The sequence below is a fragment of the Vibrio sp. 1401 genome, from assembly GCF_033340295.1.
Window position 1 is genome coordinate 1 of sequence record NZ_JAWOWF010000211.1, and the last position, 883, is coordinate 883.

Annotated in this window: 1 protein-coding gene; it reads left to right on the top strand. The window is 48.9% G+C overall.

Annotated elements, in window-relative coordinates:
• Positions 1-883, top strand: an 883-nt coding sequence (locus R7Z77_RS24620) for a VCBS domain-containing protein (protein ID WP_318136960.1), incomplete at both ends; no start/stop codon positions are given.

Genomic DNA, 883 nt, shown 5'->3' on the forward strand with positions numbered 1-883 from the left:
AAGACGACCTTGCGAGCATCGGTTCGGATCAAAATGATTCTGTTTCGGTTGACGGCAAGTTCACCACGACAGAAGGTTCCGACCGAGTGGTGAGTTATCAACTCGACGGCTCGACGAACCCTGTAGCAGGGGTAACGTCGCGCGGCGAAGTTGTTGATTTGGTTGAAACAGCGAATGCAGATGGCAGCTTCACTTACACTGCGACCGCTGACGGCAACCCTGTATTTACGTTGGTGGTGAACACCGATGGTTCATACAACTTTACGTTGGAAGGCCCAATCGATCACGCTAGTGGCAGTGATGCGTTAACACTGAATTTCCCGATTACAGCGACGGATTTTGATGGCGATACCAGCACCATGGTTTTGCCTGTCACCATTCAAGATGACGTTCCTACGATTGAGAATGTCGTGCCTCTCACTGTGGATGAAAATGACTTAATTACGAATGGTGGACAATCAAACGCACTGTTGGTTGAAGGGCAGTTCACGACCACACAAGGCTCAGATGGTGTGGTTCAGTACAAACTTGAAACAGGTTCAGACCCGCTAAACGGTTTGACCTCCAACGGTCAAGTTATCACGTTGGCCGAAGTCAGTAATGTCGACGGTAGCTTTACCTACACGGCGACGGCAAACGGCAATCCGGTATTTACGTTACAGGTAAACAGTGACGGGAGTTACTCGTTTGAACTGCAAGGGGCTGTTGATCATGCTCCAAATAGTGACACCTTAACGTTGGACTTTTCCATCATCGCGACGGATTTTGATGGCGACACGAGCAAAATTACGTTGCCAGTCACCATCGTTGACTCATTGCCAGTTGTAACGGATTTTGAAGCGATCAGTGTTGATGAAGACGATCTGGCTGGTATCGGTTCAGA